The following is a 17,619-nucleotide window of genomic DNA, read 5'->3' on the forward strand; positions in this document are numbered from 1 at the left end:
TAAATCTTTATAAGTCGTCATTTCACTCAAATAGCGTACCGCGATGTCTTGTTTCATAGCTGATGTAATAGTATTCACCATCGCACCTCCTGTTTTTGATTATGACCAAAAACAAGGGTCCACTTCATAGTGAAGGAGGAGGCTCGACAGCTCGCCCGCGGAAAGCGAGTCGTTCCCCAGCCACCCCAACCACTCAACAAGGATAACGGCCCCATCACACTAAAATAAAACGCCCCAGAGTTTACACTCTGGGGCGTTTTAAGGTTAGTCTTCTTTGTCGCCTAGGGCGAACATGATTTCAGCTTCACACACCGTTTCACCTTCGATGGTTTTGGCTGTGGCTTTTCCTTTGCCGATGCTTGCTTTAGCGCGGATGATTTCCACTTCTAAAACGAGCGTGTCTCCTGGGCGGACTTGGCGTTTGAAACGACATTTGTCGATGCCTGTGAAGAATGCAAGGCGACCTTGGTTTTCTTCCTTTTTCAGCATCGCCACTGCGCCCACCTGAGCAAGGGCTTCTACAATCAAAACGCCTGGCATGACGTTATAGCTTGGGAAGTGACCTTGGAAGAAGGGTTCATTTGCTGTTACGTTCTTTTTCCCGACAGCGCGTTTGCCTTCTTCTAGTTCTGTAATCTGATCGACTAGAAGAAAAGGATAGCGGTGCGGGATGATGTCTTTAATTTGTTCGATATCTAGCATAGATAGGAAGCCTCCTATTCAGTTTTCGTTACGATATCTATAATATGTTGCCACGTTTCAAGTTTCAAGACGTTTGTTGGAGTTCCGTCTCCAATTACACCGTATCCAATCATGGCGCCACCGACTAAAGCAGCTGCACTAATGACCAGAACGACAATAATTCGCAACCAGATTGGAAAGATCCGACGACGATAGCGTTTTTTAGACTTCTTTTCTTTGTCTTGTTTTTTTACTTTATCGGTCTCTTTCGAGGCTTGGCTCTTCGTCGTTTCTTGATTCTGTTGTTGTTTTTGTAGTTCGCGTCGTTCACCGCGACTGGTTGGCTCTGTTTGTTTCTTTTCTGGCATACCTACAGACTCCTTATCCATTCGTTTGGCGCTACTACGCGTTTAACGTAACTGGTTCACAAGTCCCATCATTTGGTCGCCCATGGCGATGGAACGACTGTTAAACTGATAAGCGCGTTGCATCGTAAGCATATCTGTCATTTGCTTTGACATGTCTACGTTCGATGTTTCAAGTGCTCCTTGTTTTGTATTAATGTCTTGTGGAGCAACTGCTTGGACGATTTCATTTACTGGTATATCTTCTATTCCCTCTTGTGGAATACGAAACACATTTTGACCGGCAGCTTCTAATAAACGTGGGCGTTCTGCATTTACAATGGCTAAACGTCCCGCTTCATTTTGCTCACCGTTTTGGGTAAGGAAAATGGAACCGTCTTTTCGTATCGTCATGTCATCAAACGTATCGTCCATCACAATGGGGCCATCTTCACCAAGAACAGGATTCCCATTTGACGTTACAAGCATGACTTCACCATCGTTTACTGGAGAAAATGCGAATGAACCGTCACGAGTATAACGGGTCTCCGTTTGGCCGTTAACAGTTACTTGAACTTGGAATAGATGCTTCTCATCTTGCAGAGCTACATCTAACGCTCGGCCTGTTTCTTTAATGGAACCTTGAGACAGATCTATATCCGTATGAGCCAGTTTAGCACCTGAACCCATGCGCAGTCCATCAGGTGTTAAGCGATTCGGGTTTTCACCTTCATCCTCTAAGTTATCGATCTGTTGATAGAGAAGGGAGGCAAATTCAGAGTTTCGTGTTTTGTAACCTGGTGTTTCCATATTGGCTAAGTTATTTCCGATTAAATCAAGCTTCTGCTGAAGTTGCCCCATCGTGACAGCCGCTTGCATTGACGATCTTAGCATTTCTTGAGATCCCCCTAACGAACTCTCGCAATTTCATTAACAGCCTTGTCCATACTTTGGTCATAAGCTTTCAGTACTTTTTGATTCGTTTCGAAAAGACGGTAAGAATTCATCATCTCTACCATTGTTTGAGAGGTATCGACGTTGGACCTCTCCAGGAAGTTTTGTTGAATCGAAAAGGTAACGCCATCTGCTGCGCGTGCATTTAGAACAGCCTGACCCTCTTCTCCTTCAAATCGGAATAAGTTGCCGCCATCTTTCACCATTTGGTTCACGTCGTCCGTATATGTAATACCGAGTGGTGTAGCTTGTCCACCCGCTTGTAGCACACCATCTTCAGTAACATTGAAATCCATGCCACCCGTTTGAATACTGTTGCCGTTAGAATCGAGTACGTAGTTTCCAGACTGAGTGGTTAGGAAGCCTTGTCCATCCACGGTGAAATTCCCGTTCCGAGTGTAGCGCTGTTCGCCGTCTGTGCCTTGGACGGTAAAGAAAAGCCCTCCTGCCTCATCTGGGAGGTTCCCGTTTACAAGCGCCATGTCGGAAAGGATTCCTGTTTCTCTAATATCGCCCTGAGCAAAATCCGGAATCTCTTCTTGAACATATACGCCAGTGTTCATACTTCCGATATCCTGGTTCACAGGTAGCTTGAGACCACCGGATTGCGTGGGGATCTCTTTGCTGCCCATTTTTTGCATTAATAGTTCTGGGAAAGCACGCATCGTTGACTGATCGGCCTTGTACCCAGGTGTTGTCGAGTTGGCTAAATTATTGGAGAGCGCTTCTTGCTGTCGCTGCTGAGCGAGCATGCCTGAAGCTGCTGAATAGAATCCTCTTAACACGAGACTTGTCCTCCTTTAGGTTTAGACAATGTTGTTTTTCGGTAATTTATCGATGTTCTCAAGCATGATCCCTGTGCCTTTAGCAACACAGTTCATTGGCTCTTCTGCCACAAGAACAGGAACCTTAAGTTCTTCAGCTAGCAGTTGGTCAAGTCCGTGAAGCAAAGCGCCACCGCCTGTTAGAATAACACCACGATCGATAATATCCGCAGATAGTTCAGGAGGAGTACGTTCTAGCACTTGTTTAGCTGATTGAACGATGACTGTAACGGATTCTTTCAGTGCTCCCTCGATTTCTTCTGAGTACACCGTAATAGTGCGCGGCAGACCAGAAACCATATCACGACCACGAATGTCGATTTGTTCTTTACGAGATCCAGAGAAGACCGTTGCGATATTTACCTTAATATCTTCTGCCGTACGCTCACCAATAAGGAGCTTGTAGTTTCGCTTGATGTATTGAAGAATCTCATGATCAAATTTATCTCCGGCCATTTTAATAGATGAGGCGGTGACAATGTCGCCCATAGATAGAACTGCGATATCCGTGGTCCCACCGCCGATATCTACTACCATATTACCGCTTGGTTGGAAGATGTCCATGCCGGCCCCAATTGCAGCAACTTTCGGCTCTTCTTCAAGAAGAACGCGCTTTCCGCCGCTCTTTTCAGCCGCTTCTTTAATAGCCTTTTGCTCAACTTTCGTTATGTTCGTCGGGCAGCAAATCAGCATACGAGGCTTAGACAAGAACCCTCGTACGTTAATCTTATTGATAAAGTGTTTAAGCATTGCTTCTGTTACGTCAAAATCAGCAATAACCCCATCTTTCAACGGGCGAATTGCTTCTATATTCCCAGGAGTACGTCCCACCATACGACGGGCTTCATCCCCCACTTCTAACACTCTGCCACTGTTGCGATCCATCGCTACAACGGATGGTTCATTAAGTACGATACCTTTACCTTTTACGTGTATGAGTACGTTCGCCGTACCCAAGTCTATTCCGATATCTCTTGCAAACATGAGATATTGATCCTCCCTGCTCTTCTGATACTTCCGAAAACAGATTTCTTCTAATGATATATTTTATCACAAATTTCCACATTTTTAGTCATAATTAGAGAAAAAAGTTTCCATACCAAAAGAAATAGGTCTTTGGGAGGACCACACTTTTATCCGGCCGTATTTGCCGGTTCTTCCTGACTTGATTTCGTTTTATACTTCTTCTTTGTTGCTTCCCCTCCACGAAGGTGACGAATTGCTTTATGATAATCCAAAATCCCCTTTACCTCGCTAGCTAATTCAGGATTAATCTCCGGCAACCGCTCCGTCAAATCTTTGTGTACAGTACTCTTTGACACTCCAAATTCCTTCGCAATGACTCGGACGGTTTTCTTCGTCTCCACGATATATTTCCCAATCTTGATTGTTCGCTCTTTGATGTAATCGTGCACACCACTCGCCTCCTGATGATTGGATGTCAAAGGTGTGAAATGAGACAAGGCACTAGGTTATAAGTATATGTTTAGTATGCAGCTTCTAAGATGTAGGCTCTTCTATGTGCGTTAAGATAAACCTCTAAAGACTCTCACCCCAAACCTTTCTATAACTCGGTTTGTAACAGAATATGTTTCACAAAAACCCTTTATGCTTAAAACATCACAACGGACAAGGACTTTAGCCACATTTCTTTCACAAATCACCCAAAACCACCCCTTTAAAGCAAAAAAGCGTGTCTGACACCCTTTAGTGCGGTAATGCAGTGACGGGTGTCTGGCACGCTTTCGCACGCTAATGCAATGATGCGTGCCTGGCACGCTGCTGTTTGTTAACGTGTTAAAGACAAAACGAAACCGAACATCGGCTGTGGAAGTGCCGATGTTCGGTTTCGTAGTTTGGCTATTGTACGATCTCCATATCGAGATTACTCATGGCTCGAAGTGGGAGTCTGGCGAAGAAGTAATGACTCAGTTCATTGACAAATCTAAAATAGGAATCTAACAATATAGACTTGTCCTCTTTTGCAAGGCCAAGGTAATAGAGCTGAAAAGGAGTAGGCTCTTGAATACGTTCTAAAATACTGATCGCTTTATCCTTCTCCCCTCGAGCTATGGCCAGATGAGCTATTTCTGAAGAGTCTAGTGTAGAGATCCCTTCCACTCTTCCGTTTACGGCTGATATGAATGGAATATTATGATTCTCTAATGCAAATTTGAGTGCATGTATATTATAGTGTTCCGCAACCGCTTGCGCTTCCGCAATATGATAAAACGCGGCGTCATACCCTTCAAAGAGGTAGGTAAGGGAAAGGGATGAATGAATCTTTCCTATTCTCTCTGGTGAAAGGTCTTCTTGAAGAAGTTTAAAGGCATATTTACGGGCAATGATTAACTCGTTGTTTCTCCAGTGATAACGAAATAACAGATATTTATGACGTAAATCCAGATAGTCTTTCAAAAGGGAGGGCTCTAATTCACTCAATTTGTCTTTAAAACGATCTATGTATACAGCAAACATACTAAAACGGTGAGAATCAAAGTAAAGAATCGATTGAATTAAATCTACATAACACTCTTGTTCACCTGTTACCAATACGATTGAGTTTAAATGCTCGAAGGCTTCGGAAACGTTTATTTTCTGTAGTTTATAATTAAGGTAAACATCATACAACTGCCCCCATGATCGATCCATGATATCCGTAGAATGCTTGTTTTCGTGGATTAACCACTTCAGCTCAGTAAACAAGTCGTTAACGAATAAAAACTCCATCCCGTGTTGACGCGTTTCGGGAGTTTTCCTTTCCAAACAAATTTCTTTAAGGATATGTAGTGCAGAATCTCTACCATGAATCCTATACAACGTATTCTTTAACATATGTAAGGAAATATTTTTTGAAGACAGATCATTTATAATCGCTTTAGCAGTCACTGATATACCCCTCCATTCTGAACAATTTGCGACACCCACAAACAAGGTCAAACTAAAATTACCAAATTTTCTAATTAATTTATACCCTTTCTACAAAACAAGAACTAAATCGACAAAACCTCCATTTCAAACGCCTCTTTACTGCTCTGCAGTAATAGTGCGTGCCTGACACCCTTTAGCGCTCTACTGTATCAGTGCGTGTCTGGCACCCTTTAGCGCTCTGCTGTATCAGTGCGTGTCTGGCACCCTTTAGTGCTCTGCTGTATCAGCGCGTGTCTGGCACCCTTTAGTGCTCTGCCGTATCAGCGCGTGCCTGGCACCCTTTAGTGCTGTAATGCAAAAAAACCACCATGTAATGGTGGTTTTTTGTGTTCTTTATGCGTTTGTCATAGAAATTGAGGATTCTTCGTCGTCTTGGTTTGGTTGTTCTGTTTCAGGTTGTTTGTCTTCGTCAGTGTCAGTGGACTCTCCATCCTCTTCACCTTCAGTACCGTCTTCAGTTTGACCTGGCTCTTCAACTTGCTCTTGGTCCTCACCTTGGTCTTGGCCTTCGCCTTCTACCTCAGCACCTTCTTCTTGATCCGCTTCAGCATCAGCATCCGTTTGGTTGCTATCTTTAAGTTTGCTTAGTGGTTGGAAGAAGTAATCTTCTGGGTTAAGAGCTTGGTCGCCGTTGCGTACTTCAAAGTGTACGTGTAGGCCACTTGCCTGACCTGCTAGACTACGTCCAGATGTTCCAATAACATCGTCTTGATTAACTTTAGCGCCTACTTCTACAAGCACATCACCAAGACTCATGTAACGCGTTTTAATGTCGTCTTCGTGAGTGATTTCGATGTATTTGCCATATAGCGCATCTTCTTTTACTTCCGTTACAGTTCCAGTTGCAGAAGCTACTACATCAAAAGATTCGCCATCTTCTCTTGCAATGTCAATTCCGTTACTTTGGTAAAATTTGTTGTTGAATTGAATGATGGCCTGTTCTTTCTCTTCGCTGCTGCTGTCATGATCGTAGAACTTTGTTTTGATGACAGCTTGGTCCTGGTTTAGAACTGGCATATTTAAGTTCTCTTTCAGGTCCATAACCGGTACGGAATTGTCATCCTCGTAAGAGTACTCAATGCCACCTTCTTGTTGGCCTTCTTCAGGTTGTACGTTATCAACACCTGTGTTCATACTTTGGAAAACAAGTACTCCTGTCAAAATCAAAGCTGCAGCAACTAGATAAACACTTGGGAAAAACCATTTTTTGCGGAAAACACGCTTCCAATTGTTTTTTGAAACGTTTTTGTTTTCTTCCTCTCTCATTTCATCATCACCTCAGGAATCATTCTGATCAGAAAGAGGAAGAACTATACATTTTTTATAAAAAATTTTTTAAACTTATTTTTCGACAAACTGAAGATCTTATACGCTTTTTTTATTTCGCTGCCATTTTAGGCAAATAAGAATCCACTTCTTCTATGGCTACGCCTTTGTAAAAGTGGGTTACTATCTCTTTATAGGACTTACCCTCTTGCGCCATACCGTTCGCTCCGAATTGACTCATGCCTACACCATGGCCATAGCCTTTCGTCGTAAAAACGAAGTGACCATCTTTATGTTCAACAGTGAAATCAGAGGATTGAAGATCTAATGATTCCCTGATCTCTCTGCCTGTAAGAGTTTTGTCACCAATCGTTGCTTTTGAAATACGATTACTCTCTGTTTTCTCAACATTTGCTAAAACAGGCTGGGAAGAATCGATCGTTACGGCTAACAGTTGCTCCATCTGTGCTTCTGAGAACACCTTCTGATCTAAATACTTTGGCGATGTTTCATCCCACGGACTTGCGACACTCCGTAAATAAGGGATTTCATTTTGCCAGTAATCTTCAGAGTTTTCCGTTTGCCCGTTAGAGGTAGAGAAGAATGCAGCAAAGATCGGATCTCCTTCAAATGTTAAGATCTCACCCATTGTTTCTCCTACTGCTTGACGAATCTTAGACATCTTCCATTCGTAGTCTCCTCCCCATACTTGGCGCAGTTCTGCATCATTCTTATAGACCTGATGCTGCACGGTGTCTGTGACGTCCGCACCGCCCTGTAGCTCCTCTCCGCCTTCTACAAGGTATCGTACAATATAGGTTCGTGCCGCCAGGGCTTGTGCCTTCAATGCTTCAAGTTCAAAGTCTGCTGGCATTTCAGAGGCTACTACACGCGAAACATACAGCTCGAGCGGTACCTCTTCAACTTGATTGGCTTGATCGCGAAGGACTGATACGACGAAAGCCGGGTTCCCCTCCAGATTGTACTCATCTGTTGCTTCAGTCGACGCCGTTTGGTCTGTGGCTACTTCCATCGGTTCATGTTGGATAAATGGTACGACAATTAACGTCGGGAGTACGAGGATCATAAGAATTAATCCACTTATGAATATAAAACTCGGCCCCTTCCACATCTTCATTAAGAAGCCCCCTTTTCTAGTTACTCTACTATCTAATCTATACAGATTTTGCCTTTAGTAGAACAACACCTATAAAAAAAGCTACAAGTTTATGTGTTGACTAGAGCTATGGCTGAATATGGTGGAGTGATGAAGGTGTCATGGAAAGATTATTGAGAGGGACGGCCGAATAGCGTGCGGGTACGGACAGTTTATTGGCGAGCACGGCTGAATTATGTGCAAGTACGGACAGTTTATTGGGCAGCACGGCTGAATTGTGTGTGAGCACGGCTGAATTGTGTGTGAGCACGGACAGTTTACTGGGGCGCATGGCTGGATTGTGTGCGAGCACGGACAAATAAGGGGGTGCTACGGCAAAATCGAAGTCCAGCCAGATTCCACCAAAACATAGAAACTACTTACCATAATAAAAAAGAGACTACCTCAACTTGTGAGGTAGTCTCCTAGCTATTTGATATCTAATTAAGAAGATAAGGATGATTTAACGTCAGTTTCTGGATGGTCTTCTTCTACATCAATTTCGTCATCAATGCGTTCAACATCTGCACCAAGTGCTGCTAATTTGCCTTCAAAGTCGACATAGCCGCGGTCTAAGTGCTTCAAGTCGGTGACGCGTGTGTGACCGTCCGCTACTAAACCAGCTACGATAAGAGCAGCGGCTGCGCGAAGATCTGTAGCAGATACTTCTGCACCTTGTAAGGATGAAGGACCTTCTACAATAACAGAACGGCCTTCAATCTTCAGGTTCGCGTTCATACGACGGAATTCCTCTACGTGCATGAAACGGTTCTCGAAGACTGTCTCTGTAATGACACTTGTGCCTTCTGCTTGCAGCATAAGGGCCATCATTTGTGACTGCATATCTGTTGGGAAGCCTGGATGCGGCATTGTCTTAAGGTCAACGGCTTTTAGCTTTTCAGGTCCAATAACACGCAGACCTTCGTCTTCCTCTTCGATAATGACACCCATTTCTTCCATTTTGGCCACAAGGGACCTTAGATGCTCTTGTTCAGCACCTTTTACGAGTACGTTTCCTTTCGTAATCGCAGCAGCAACCATAAATGTTCCTGCTTCAATACGGTCAGGAATAATGTTGTGCTCCGCGCCTACAAGTTTCTCAACACCTGTGATGCGGATCGTTTCTGTACCTGCACCGATGACTTTTGCTCCCATTTTATTCAGGTAGTTCGCTAAGTCAACGATTTCTGGCTCTTTGGCGCAGTTTTCAAGAACGGTTTTGCCTTCTGCTAAAGCAGCGGCCATCATCACGTTCTCTGTTGCACCAACACTAGGAACGTCAAAGTAAATACGGGCGCCTTGTAGACGGCCTTCGGTATAAGCTTCAATGAAGCCGTTTCCGACATTTACTTTTGCTCCCATAGCTTCGAACCCTTTTAGGTGTTGATCAATTGGTCGAGAACCAATTGCACACCCTCCTGGTAGTGCTACTTTTGCATGCCCATAACGTGCTAATAATGGGCCTAATACAAGGACAGAAGCTCTCATCTTGCGAACATACTCAAACGGTGCTTCTGTTGTCAGCTCTTTTGATGCATCAATTGTAACAGTGTTGTTTTCTACATTTACGTCGGCATTCATATATCGTAAAACTTCACTAATTGTATGAACATCAGCAAGAGCGGGTACGTCTTTTAAGATACTTTTTCCTTCACTAGCGATTAAACCTGCTGCGATGACAGGCAGAACAGCATTCTTTGCACCTTCAACTTTTACAGTGCCTGTTAACTTGCTGCCACCGCGGACGATGATTTTTTCCAAGGTCATTCCCCTCCGCGTCCATTTTCTCTATATTAATATTCACTCGTTATTATCGGCGTTCCAAATATGAGGGTTGTCTTTGCGCCCATTCCTTGCCGAAGGGCATACTGAACATTCATCGCCCCATTGTCCGAGTAAGGAAGCGCCTGATTCCATTCATTTGTAAATCCGGTTACTGAAATAAAACCTGGTTCTGTTATTGTTTGTAGTTTTTCGATTTCTAGTCTTGTACTAAATTTTTCAAGCAGTAAAACACCATTCATTTTATCATTTTTATCCGCTTTCACACAAGTAAAAATTGTGGTATTTTCTTGAAAATAGGCAGTTTTAGTCTGATTAAGTCGACGTGTAACGAACTTAGCTGTTTCTTCGTCCCATGTTTGGCCAGTCATTTTATAAATGATCTCCGCATACGGGGCTGCCTCTTTAGACACAATCACTATAAACTGTTCGGATTCAAGCATTGTTTTTTGATGGTTCTTTGCGACTATTTTACTTGCAGCTTCCGTTTCTTCTTTTGAAATGGTGAAATTTGATTGCGTTTCTTTTAGCTGTTTCATAAGGGTAGGAAGGTGTTTCTCCTGAACTTTTTCCTTCATGACAATTTCCCAATGTGTCATTGAAAGCCCCTCTTCAGAGAGAAAGGTGGATATATCATGGAGTGGTTGCAATGGCGACTGGGGTCTCCCGCCAGCACTTATTTGAGAAACGTATGAGTTCAGTGTAACTGCCAATAAAATGACAATAAAAAATGGTTTCGTTTTGTTTAACATTACAACCTCTCCCCTTCTGAAAAAAATCATATTTCCAGTATCAACAGGAGAGGGCCCAAACATACTTGAAACCCTTCGACAGTTCTCGAGAGAAAAACTGCCTCAAGCGGCAGTTCTTCTTATAATAAAAACTTTAAATTCTGAGACCATTGCAAGTAATCTAAGAAGAAGTTACTTACAGCTGTTCCAATCGTAATCGTAAGGAACATAAGCAGCACTCGCGCTTCGAATATCCGTCCCTTCTTGATTATGCCATCTAAGTTGATTGCTTGTAATAGACGCCACGTAATCAAAATAAAAACAATATGGGAAATCATGTTCGTAAGCGATTGATACCCTACTAAATCCATCTGTTGTCACACCTTTCAAGACCATTCAATGCTTTGTCATTTAAACTGTGACATTCGCATTGATAAATGTCAATCTAGGGGCGCGACTAGGTATACCATTCCTTTTTCCGAAGCCCTCTAAACCTATTAGGCTCGAGAAAAGTTAATTCCCCTTCACTAATATCGGATGTCATGTTAAGATTTTGAAGTTTTTGGTACTTATTACTTGGAATAACTGAGACATTTTTGTATGGATGGGGCCTATACGTTTGTAAAGTGCTTGGGGTGTATGGGGAACGACTCGCTTTCCGCGGGCGGCCCCACACGACGTGGGGTCGTTCGACGTTGGCTATTGACGTGATGGTTTTAGTCGAACTTCCTCTTTCTTTTTCGAACCTCCTCCTTACTACGTTCAGTCCGGGGTCTCGTCGACCTCTTTCTCCCGCAGGAGTCTCCCCGTTCCCCATACACCCATTGCTATAATGTACACACGGCCCCGCCGCTAAAGGCCAGTAAAGGTTCCATATATCTCTCTTGTTTCCGTCAACTCCCTAAATGGTAAAGGTGGTTCAGGAAATTACCAGCTTGCTGCAGTAGTTAAAGCCTCGCTAATAAAGCCGAAGGTAGACTAAGACCCTCACTTCAATACACAAACTCGAACGCCCCCAAGTGGTTTGGTGCTGTGGAATGCCGGTGATTATATTGAATCACCTTTGCCAAATAGAGAGAAGGAAATGTGCCATGTATGGTGGGCTTCAGAGCACTTATAATACGCGGTCCGTTCACCTTATTAACGTCAGGGCTTGCTGTGGGACGACGAGACTCCCGCGGGGTGAGGAGCCTAGGTAAGACCCCGGACTGAGCGCCAGCGAAGGAGGAGGCTTACCAGCTCCCCGCAGGAAAGCGAGTTGTCCCACAGCAAGCCCAAGCACCTACCTGGTAACGGACCCTACCTATGTTGCCTCAGTTTGTGGAAAAAGGAGGACAAGAAAAAAAGTCTTAAGCTAACATCTTGTCAGCTTAAGACTTTTCTAATAGATCTAATCGGTTGAGGGCACGTTTTAGTGCTAACTCGGCTCGGACTAGATCGACGTCATCTTGTTTGGAGTTTTTACGGCGTTCAGCACGTTCTTTCGCTTTGCGAGCACGTTCTACGTCGATGTCTGTTGGAGTTTCCGCTGATTGGGCAAGGATTGTTACCTTATCAGGGCGAACCTCTACAAAACCTCCGCTTACGGCAATCATCTCAGTGGATTTGCTACCTTTTAGGCGTACTGCACTGATTGCTAATGGTGCAACTAGTGGTATGTGCCCTGGCATAATCCCTAACTCGCCACTTTCCGCCTTACAACTTACCATCTCAAATGAGTCTTCTAAAACCGGGCCATCAGGAGTGACAACACTCACAGTTAGTGTGTTCAAGATTACCCCCCCTTTGGGCTGGAATGAAGCGGCATTTGTTCGTAACAAAATGCCGCTTTTTTATTATTGTTCCATTGATTTTGCTTTTTCAACTACATCTTCAATGCGTCCAACTAGGCGGAATGCGTCCTCTGGAAGGTCGTCGTACTTACCTTCTAGGATTTCTTTGAATCCTTTAACAGTTTCAGCAACTGGCACGTAAGAACCTTTCTGACCTGTGAACTGCTCAGCAACGTGGAAGTTCTGAGACAAGAAGAACTGGATACGACGCGCGCGGGATACAGTCATCTTATCTTCATCAGATAATTCGTCCATACCAAGGATTGCGATAATATCCTGAAGCTCTTTGTAACGCTGTAATGTACTTTGTACTTGGCGTGCTACTTCATAATGCTCTTCTCCAACAACAGCTGGGTCAAGGGCACGAGATGTGGAAGCAAGTGGGTCTACGGCTGGGTAGATACCTTGCTCAGAAAGCTTACGCTCAAGGTTTGTTGTCGCATCTAAGTGTGCGAACGTAGTGGCTGGTGCCGGGTCCGTGTAGTCATCGGCAGGTACGTAGATCGCCTGAATAGAGGTTACGGAACCTTTTTCAGTTGATGTGATACGTTCCTGAAGTTGACCCATCTCTGTTGCTAGAGTTGGCTGGTAACCTACGGCTGATGGCATACGACCAAGTAGGGCGGATACCTCAAGACCACCTTGTGTAAAGCGGAAGATGTTATCGATGAAGAATAGTACGTCCTGACCTTGCTCATCACGGAAGTACTCCGCCATTGTAAGACCAGAAAGCGCAACACGCATACGTGCACCAGGTGGTTCGTTCATCTGACCGAATACCATGGCTGTCTTCTTGATAACTCCTGAATCTGTCATTTCGTAGTAAAGGTCGTTACCTTCACGAGTACGCTCTCCAACACCTGCGAATACGGAAATACCACCGTGCTCCTGTGCGATGTTGTTGATTAACTCCTGAATTAATACGGTTTTACCTACACCGGCACCACCGAATAGACCGATCTTACCACCCTTGATGTAAGGAGCTAGTAAGTCTACAACTTTAATTCCTGTTTCAAGAATTTCTGTCTCTGTAGATAGTTGTTCAAATGTTGGTGCTTCACGGTGAATTGGGTCACGACGAATACCTTCTTGAAGTGGTTCGTCTAAATCAATTTTGTCACCTAATACGTTAAAGACACGTCCAAGTGTAACGTCACCTACTGGAACGGAGATTGGCGCACCTGTATCAACGACTCCTAGTCCACGAGTCAGACCTTCTGTAGAAGCCATCGCTACTGTACGAACCGCATTATCTCCAAGGTGAAGTGCTACTTCTAGCGTAAGGTCTACGCTACTTTCGGATTCATCTTTTGCTTCGTGATGGACCGTTAAGGCGTTATAGATCTCAGGCAAATGGCCATCTTCGAACTGAACGTCTACAACGGGTCCCATTACCTGTGTAATGCGTCCTTTACTCATGATTTCCCTCCTAACTTACTTTCACGTTCATCCAGGGCTCGCCTACTCTAAGGCTGCAGCTCCACCGACAATTTCGGTGATTTCCTGGGTGATGGATGCCTGACGTGCACGGTTGTAGGATAACGTAAGATCTCCGATAAGATCGTCCGCATTATCTGTTGCAGCTTTCATGGCTGTCATACGAGCAGCATGTTCACTGGCTTTACCGTCTAACAAGGCTCCGAAGATTAAACTTTCAGCGTATTGAGGAAGAAGTGACTTCAAGATTTGATCCTGGTCTGGCTCATACTCATATGAGCTTAGCTTCTTACCTTCTGTTGAGATATCTGTTAATGGAAGTAGTTTCGTTTCCGTTACTTCCTGCGTAATTGCACTTACATAATGGTTGTAGTAAATATACAGTTCATCAATAACGCCGTCGGTATAAAGTTGGACTGCTTCGCTTGCAACATCTTTAATGTCAGCAAAAGCTGGCTGGTCCGCCACTCCTGTAATCTCACGCTCAACTGGCATATTGCGTTTTGAGAAGAAATCACGACCTACACGTCCCATTGGAATGACTGTATATTCATCCTTTGAGCTATGTGTATCTTGAATCTTTTGATACACCTTACGAAGCACGCTACTGTTGTAAGCTCCTGCAAGACCACGGTCTGATGTAATCACAAGGTAACCTGTCTTCTTAACAGGGCGTGTGTTTAACATCGGGTGACTCACATCACCACCACCATTTGCAATAGAAGCCACAACTTCTTGAATCTTATCCATGTAAGGATTGAACGACTTTGCGTTTTGCTCAGCCCGATTCAATTTAGAAGCTGAAACCATCTCCATCGCTTTTGTGATCTGCTTCGTTTTCTTCGTAGAACTGATCCGATTCTTTATATCTCTAAGGGATGCCACGCTGTTTCACCACCCTTTCTTCAAAGGTTGCTTATCTGATCTTCAAAGTAGCCCATTAGGCCACTTTGAAAACCGGTTAAATTATTGTTCAGATACGACGAATGTCTTTTTAAAGCCTTCGATCGCGCTGTTGAAGTCTTCTTTTTCAGGAAGTTTTCCTGTTGTGCGAATATGCTCATAAAGTTCTGGATTGTTCTTGCCAATCCATGTTTGAAGTTCATCTTCAAAACGCTGGATGTTGTCAACTGGAATATCATCAAGATAACCATTAACAAGTGCGTAAATAATCGCAACCTGCTTCTCAACAACAAGTGGTTTATGAAGACCCTGCTTCAGTACTTCTACCGTACGCTCACCACGGTTCAGTTTCGCTTGTGTTGCTTTATCAAGGTCAGAACCGAACTGGGCGAATGCTTCAAGCTCACGGAAGGATGCAAGATCCAGACGAAGGGTACCTGCAACTTTCTTCATCGCTTTAATCTGGGCAGAACCACCAACTCGGGATACGGACTGACCAGCGTTGATCGCTGGGCGTACACCTGAGAAGAACAAGTCAGATTGTAAGAAGATCTGTCCATCTGTGATGGAAATTACGTTTGTAGGGATATAAGCTGAGATATCGCCTGCTTGTGTTTCGATAAATGGAAGGGCTGTTAATGAACCGCCACCTTTTGCATCACTAAGCTTCGCTGCACGCTCAAGTAAACGAGAGTGAAGGTAGAATACGTCACCAGGGAATGCTTCACGGCCTGGAGGACGACGAAGTAGCAAGGAAAGTTCACGGTATGCAGCCGCTTGTTTAGAAAGGTCATCATATACAACAAGAACGTTCTTACCGTTGTACATGAATTCTTCACCCATAGATACACCCGCATATGGAGCAAGGTAAAGAAGTGGAGCTGGCTGTGAAGCACTTGCTGTTACAACGATTGTGTAATCTAGCGCTCCGTGCTTGCGAAGTGTTTCAACCGTACCACGTACTGTTGATTCCTTCTGACCAATCGCTACATAAATACAGATCATATCCTGATCTTTTTGGTTAATAATGGAGTCAACGGCAACCGTTGTTTTACCCGTTTGACGGTCTCCGATAATTAACTCACGCTGACCACGACCGATTGGTACAAGAGCGTCAATCGCTTTAATACCTGTTTGAAGTGGTTCGTCAACGGATTTACGATCCATAACACCTGGTGCTGGAGATTCGATTGGACGAGTTTTGCTTGTTTCAACTGGTCCTCTTCCGTCTACAGGTTGTCCAAGTGGGTTAACAACACGTCCTAGTAGTTCCTCCCCTACTGGTACCTGCATGATACGTCCAGTACGACGAACTTCGTCACCTTCACGAATTTCTGTGAATTCACCAAGGATAACGATACCGACGTTGTTTTCCTCAAGGTTCTGGGCCATACCCATAACGCCGTTTGCGAATTCAACGAGCTCACCAGACATGACGTTATCAAGGCCATGGGCACGAGCAATACCGTCACCAACCTGGATGACTGTACCTACATCGTTGACTTCAATTTCAGAATCATAATTTTCAATTTGCTGCTTAATCAGCGCACTGATCTCTTCAGCTTTGATGCTCATGCAATTTCACCCCTATCATCATTTGTTTGCAGAAACCAATTTCCGCTCGATTCGCTCTAACTTGCCACTCACACTGCCGTCATAGATCCGATTCCCGATACGTAGCTTAATGCCACCAAGTAAGGATGGATCGATCACGTTGTGGATGCGTAGAGACTGCTTGTTCAGTTTCTTAGAGAAAACATCTTGAACCATTTTCTCTTCATCTGGACCTAACGCTCGAACTGAATAGACTTCCGCTTCTGCAATCCCGCGCGCTTCGTTGGTTCGCTCAATAAACGCATCAACCATAGCCGGAATCATGTCCTCACGGTGACGATCGATTGACATCTCAAGCGTGTTCGTCACTTCTTCGGAGTACCCTTGAAACACTTCGCTAAGAAGCTGTTTCTTCTTATCCTTCTTAATACGCGGATGCTTCAGGAAAGAATTTAGTTGCTTATTGTTACGAAAAACTTCACGAATGGTACGAAGTTCTTCTTCAAATGTTTCTAGTTTCGATTTTTCTTGTCCGAGTTGAAAAAGAGCCATTGCATAGCGTTTTGCCACTACTTCGTTACTCATCGCTCTTCTCCTACTTCTTTAATGTACTCATTGATTAGTTTCTCTTGGTCTTGTTCAGATAATTCTTTTTCAATTACCTTACTTGCAATGCGTACGGACAAGGTAGCCACTTGATCTTGAAGGGCTTGAATCGCTTTTTCTTTCTCAGTCTCAATTTCTTGACGAGCTGATTCTTTAATACGCTCACCCTCAGTGCGGGCAGCTGTAATAATATCTTGTTCCTGCTCTTTAGCAGTTTTCTTAGCATCTTCGATAATTTGATGTGCTTCTTGACGCGTCTTCTTAAGCTCTTCTTGAGCTTCATTCGACATACGCTCAGCATCTTGGCGGTTCTTTTCAGCCGTATCAATTTCATTGGAAATGTGATCTTGGCGTTCTTTCATAACGTTCATTAGTGGTCCCCAAGCAAATATGCGAAGAAGGACTAAAAGGATAATGAACGTGAAAAGAAGCGTGGCCATATCTCCCCATGCAACGCCGGTAGCTTCTGCCTCAGCGCCTAGAACTAAAAATCCAGTTAATGACTGCACACCATTCACTCCTTTCACACTTATCTGTAACAGGCATTACATTAGAAAAACTCGGCTTTTTACTCCCCATAAGGGTGAAAAGTCGGAGTTTTTCTATGTATCTTTTATT

General features: G+C 44.0%; 18 protein-coding genes. All 18 read right to left on the reverse strand.

Annotated elements, in window-relative coordinates; translation table 11 throughout:
- Positions 1–264: 264 nt before the first annotated feature.
- The 18 genes from fabZ to IEW76_RS02305 all read right to left on the reverse strand — a co-directional run bounded on the left by fabZ (position 265) and on the right by IEW76_RS02305 (position 17,510).
- Entirely contained in the window at positions 265–702 is a 438-nt protein-coding gene (fabZ, locus tag IEW76_RS02220; RefSeq protein ID WP_036779945.1) for a 3-hydroxyacyl-ACP dehydratase FabZ, read from the reverse strand.
- 14 nt (positions 703–716) lie between these two features.
- Complete coding sequence (locus IEW76_RS02225; RefSeq protein ID WP_188650515.1) at positions 717–1,049, reverse strand: DNA-directed RNA polymerase subunit beta; 333 nt, start codon at positions 1,047–1,049, stop codon at positions 717–719.
- A 42-nt stretch (positions 1,050–1,091) separates the two neighbouring features.
- A complete protein-coding gene (locus tag IEW76_RS02230) occupies positions 1,092–1,919 on the reverse strand; it encodes a flagellar hook-basal body protein (RefSeq protein ID WP_188650517.1) in 828 nt (275 codons plus the stop codon).
- Positions 1,920–1,933: 14 nt separating this feature from the next.
- Positions 1,934–2,764 carry a flagellar hook-basal body protein gene (locus tag IEW76_RS02235; RefSeq protein ID WP_188650519.1) on the reverse strand — a complete coding sequence of 277 codons (831 nt, stop codon included), beginning with the start codon at positions 2,762–2,764 and terminating at the stop codon, positions 1,934–1,936.
- 21 nt (positions 2,765–2,785) lie between these two features.
- The gene (locus tag IEW76_RS02240; protein WP_036779952.1) at positions 2,786–3,787 is read right to left on the reverse strand and encodes a rod shape-determining protein; all 1,002 of its coding nucleotides are present in this window, start codon (positions 3,785–3,787) and stop codon (positions 2,786–2,788) included.
- 149 nt (positions 3,788–3,936) lie between these two features.
- Positions 3,937–4,218, reverse strand: a complete 282-nt coding sequence (spoIIID, locus tag IEW76_RS02245; protein WP_188650521.1) for a sporulation transcriptional regulator SpoIIID — start codon at positions 4,216–4,218, stop codon at positions 3,937–3,939.
- Between the two features lie 445 nt (positions 4,219–4,663).
- On the reverse strand, positions 4,664–5,692 hold the full coding sequence (locus tag IEW76_RS02250) for an AimR family lysis-lysogeny pheromone receptor (protein ID WP_188650524.1): 1,029 nt from the start codon (positions 5,690–5,692) through the stop codon (positions 4,664–4,666).
- 375 nt (positions 5,693–6,067) lie between these two features.
- Positions 6,068–7,000: a stage II sporulation protein SpoIIQ gene (gene spoIIQ, locus IEW76_RS02255; RefSeq protein WP_188650526.1), complete on the reverse strand. Its 933-nt coding sequence runs from the start codon at positions 6,998–7,000 to the stop codon at positions 6,068–6,070.
- 112 nt (positions 7,001–7,112) lie between these two features.
- Entirely contained in the window at positions 7,113–8,138 is a 1,026-nt protein-coding gene (spoIID, locus tag IEW76_RS02260; RefSeq protein ID WP_229721096.1) for a stage II sporulation protein D, read from the reverse strand.
- A gap of 462 nt (positions 8,139–8,600) precedes the next feature.
- Complete coding sequence (murA, locus tag IEW76_RS02265) at positions 8,601–9,917, reverse strand: UDP-N-acetylglucosamine 1-carboxyvinyltransferase (RefSeq protein ID WP_188650528.1); 1,317 nt, start codon at positions 9,915–9,917, stop codon at positions 8,601–8,603.
- A gap of 32 nt (positions 9,918–9,949) precedes the next feature.
- The gene (locus tag IEW76_RS02270) at positions 9,950–10,537 is read right to left on the reverse strand and encodes a YwmB family TATA-box binding protein (protein WP_188650530.1); all 588 of its coding nucleotides are present in this window, start codon (positions 10,535–10,537) and stop codon (positions 9,950–9,952) included.
- Between the two features lie 272 nt (positions 10,538–10,809).
- Positions 10,810–11,040 carry a DUF1146 family protein gene (locus tag IEW76_RS02275; protein ID WP_036779967.1) on the reverse strand — a complete coding sequence of 77 codons (231 nt, stop codon included), beginning with the start codon at positions 11,038–11,040 and terminating at the stop codon, positions 10,810–10,812.
- Between the two features lie 999 nt (positions 11,041–12,039).
- Entirely contained in the window at positions 12,040–12,441 is a 402-nt protein-coding gene (locus IEW76_RS02280; protein WP_188650532.1) for a F0F1 ATP synthase subunit epsilon, read from the reverse strand.
- Positions 12,442–12,504: 63 nt separating this feature from the next.
- Entirely contained in the window at positions 12,505–13,920 is a 1,416-nt protein-coding gene (gene atpD / locus IEW76_RS02285; protein WP_188650534.1) for a F0F1 ATP synthase subunit beta, read from the reverse strand.
- Between the two features lie 42 nt (positions 13,921–13,962).
- Complete coding sequence (locus IEW76_RS02290; protein ID WP_188650536.1) at positions 13,963–14,823, reverse strand: F0F1 ATP synthase subunit gamma; 861 nt, start codon at positions 14,821–14,823, stop codon at positions 13,963–13,965.
- A gap of 81 nt (positions 14,824–14,904) precedes the next feature.
- Positions 14,905–16,416, reverse strand: a complete 1,512-nt coding sequence (gene atpA / locus IEW76_RS02295) for a F0F1 ATP synthase subunit alpha (RefSeq protein ID WP_188650538.1) — start codon at positions 16,414–16,416, stop codon at positions 14,905–14,907.
- Between the two features lie 18 nt (positions 16,417–16,434).
- Positions 16,435–16,980, reverse strand: coding sequence for a F0F1 ATP synthase subunit delta (locus IEW76_RS02300; RefSeq protein WP_188650540.1), 546 nt, complete (start codon positions 16,978–16,980; stop codon positions 16,435–16,437).
- Complete coding sequence (locus IEW76_RS02305) at positions 16,977–17,510, reverse strand: F0F1 ATP synthase subunit B (protein ID WP_188650542.1); 534 nt, start codon at positions 17,508–17,510, stop codon at positions 16,977–16,979. Before IEW76_RS02305 ends, IEW76_RS02300 begins: the two co-directional genes overlap by 4 nt.
- Between the last annotated feature and the right edge of the window lie 109 nt (positions 17,511–17,619).

The organism is Pontibacillus salipaludis, assembly GCF_014642405.1.
Lineage (GTDB): Bacteria > Bacillota > Bacilli > Bacillales > BH030062 > Pontibacillus > Pontibacillus salipaludis.